Below are 2,265 nucleotides of genomic sequence, written 5' to 3' on the forward strand. Positions count from 1 at the left end.
GGGTGGGCCGTGGGGTGACCCGGACGATCAACGGGTGCAGCTCGACCTGCCGGGTCAGGTCGGCCAGCAGCGCCGAGGCGCGCTCCGGGGTGCAGCGCGCCTGCACGGTGTAGGTGAAGGTGTCCTGCCTGCGCACCGTGCCTCCTGACTGCCGGACCGCACGCCGACGCGGACGGCGACCCGGCCAGCACGAGCATGACAGGCGCCCGGGACCGGCGCCATGACCGGTCGGGCCGGGGTCAGACCCCGGTGGTCTTCGCCTCGGTGGCGTTCGTCCCGGCGAAGTAGGGCTCCGGGGCGCCGAAGAGACCGAGCAGCCCGGTGACCCAGAGTTGCCGGTGCACGAACCGGCTCGGCTCGGTCACCACGAGCTTGACGCCACTGACCCCGGCGGTCTGGAAACCGGCGACCATGGCGCTGATACCGACCGAGTCGATGAAGGTGACGAGGCGCATGTTCAACTCGATCCGCGCCGGGCGGCCCTTCGCCAGCACCTCGGCGACGGCTTCCTTGACCTCGTACGCGGTGTCGACATCGATCTCGCCGCGCGGCGAGATCTGGACGACCCCACCGGGAAGGACAGTCTTGACGATCGACAGGCTCACGCGAGCACCTCCACTCGCCCGCAACCGGGCGCCTCATCAGTACGCGGGCCGCGACCGAGAGTATTCCTCCCCCACCCTCGGTCGCCACCCCCCGGGATGAGCAATTCGCCGAATCGGGCGTTGCAAACCAGCCCAAGAAGGACATCAAGCATGACAAGCCCCAAAAATTTCGGTCAGCCGGGGGTTCCGAGGCCATTCCGGACAGCACTCGCCCGGCCGCACCAGAGTAGCCGTCGGACCCCAGCCGCACCGGCAGGCCGGGCCGACGACGTCCGACCCGCTGCCGGACCAGCCGCGGCGCGGAGCCGGCGGCGTCGCGGCCAGCTGCCGCTGCGGGGCCGGGTGGCGCCGCGGTCAGCCGTGCGGTGGAGGCCGCCCCGGCGAACCGGTGACCCGAACCGACTGGCCGGACCCGGACCGGGGTCGACACCCGGCGACTAGCATCGACGACAAGGGATACCCACTCGTCCGGGAGGCTTTTCATGTTGCGGAAACTGCTGGGGCTGGCCGGCGTGGGGGCACTGCTCGCACTCGTACTGGCCTGCGGGTTCGGTGGCGGCGACGATGACGACGATGACGATGACGACGACTTCGCCCGTGGCGTGGCCGTCGTCGTGGTCAACTGAGGGTCTGATCCGCCCACGGCCGACTCCCGTGCGTGATCGCGGGTTTGCCGCCGAACCCGTGCGGGCACCTCGGAGGGCGTAACCACAACCACGCCGTACAGCCCCCTGTCCGAAGTGGCCACTGCTGTCGGCATCCGAGGAGGTACCGCCATGTTCGGGAGCAACCTGCTGGACCGCCGGAAGAAGACCGAGCGCATCGCCGACCAGGCCTGGCAGCAACTGGTCTCGGCGGTGAACTCCGCCGGGGACAGCCTCCGGGACACCGCACGGTCGACCGGGCGCGGCACCTCGCACCTGGCCGACGAGGCCGGCGACCGGGTCGGTGCCGCCGCCGACGAGGCATGGCACCGGGCCACCCGGGCGTTCGACGCCCTCGCCGGGCGGCGGCCGGGCCTGCCCTGGGCGTGGCTCGTCGGTGCCGCCGTCGTGGGCGCCGCGATCGGCTGGGCGGCCGGTTCGGCCGCGCGGGCGGTGGCCGACCGCGACACCGACCTGCGCCGGGTCGACGACATCGAGTTCGTGGACGTCGACCGACCGGACGCCCCGGTCTCGCTGGACGTCGACCGCGCCGGGCCGTCGGAGCGCTGACAACGACCGACCGGGGACGTGGGGCACGGCGGTACCCCGCGCCGGTCGTGCACGGGGCCCGGCGACCGATCCCGGTCGCCGGGCCCCGCACGGTCACCTCGTGGTGCAGCTCAGGATGGCCGGGGCGGAGTTCGTCCCGGTCCCGCTCGCGAGGAACCCGAAGGTGGTGGTGGCGGCCGGGGCCAGCGGCCCGTTCCAGCCGGCGTCGCGTACCGTCACCGTCGCCCCGGCCTGGGTGTAGGTCCCGTTCCAGAGCTGGGTGATCTGCTGGCCGTTGGGGAACGTCCAGGTCACCGACCACCCGGCGATCGACGCGCCGTGGTTGTTGCGCACCGACACCTCACCCTGGAAACCGCCGGCCCAGGAGTTGGTCACCCGGTACGTCGCCGTGCAGCCACCGGCCGGCGGCGGGGTCGACGTCGGCCGGTGGCTGCACGGCGACGTAC

Annotated in this window: 4 protein-coding genes; 2 read left to right on the forward strand and 2 right to left on the reverse strand. The window is 72.6% G+C overall.

Translation table 11 applies throughout. The features are described 5' to 3' along the window. Positions 1-239: 239 nt before the first annotated feature. Positions 240-605, reverse strand: a complete 366-nt coding sequence (locus GSF22_RS33005) for an STAS domain-containing protein (RefSeq protein ID WP_208817828.1) — start codon at positions 603-605, stop codon at positions 240-242. A 482-nt stretch (positions 606-1,087) separates the two neighbouring features. On the opposite strand from GSF22_RS33005, the gene GSF22_RS33010 reads away from it, so the two are divergent. Together GSF22_RS33010 and GSF22_RS33015 are read left to right on the forward strand one after the other, a co-directional pair. Beyond that, positions 1,088-1,231, forward strand: coding sequence for a hypothetical protein (locus GSF22_RS33010; RefSeq protein ID WP_208817829.1), 144 nt, complete (start codon positions 1,088-1,090; stop codon positions 1,229-1,231). A 150-nt stretch (positions 1,232-1,381) separates the two neighbouring features. Beyond that, positions 1,382-1,819: a hypothetical protein gene (locus GSF22_RS33015; protein WP_208817830.1), complete on the forward strand. Its 438-nt coding sequence runs from the start codon at positions 1,382-1,384 to the stop codon at positions 1,817-1,819. 93 nt (positions 1,820-1,912) lie between these two features. Here GSF22_RS33015 and GSF22_RS33020 read toward each other — a convergent pair. Further along, on the reverse strand, positions 1,913-2,265 hold a 353-nt coding region (locus GSF22_RS33020), incomplete at its 5' end, for a cellulose binding domain-containing protein (RefSeq protein ID WP_208817831.1).

Source organism: Micromonospora echinofusca (genome assembly GCF_017614955.1).
Taxonomy (GTDB): domain Bacteria; phylum Actinomycetota; class Actinomycetes; order Mycobacteriales; family Micromonosporaceae; genus Micromonospora; species Micromonospora echinofusca_A.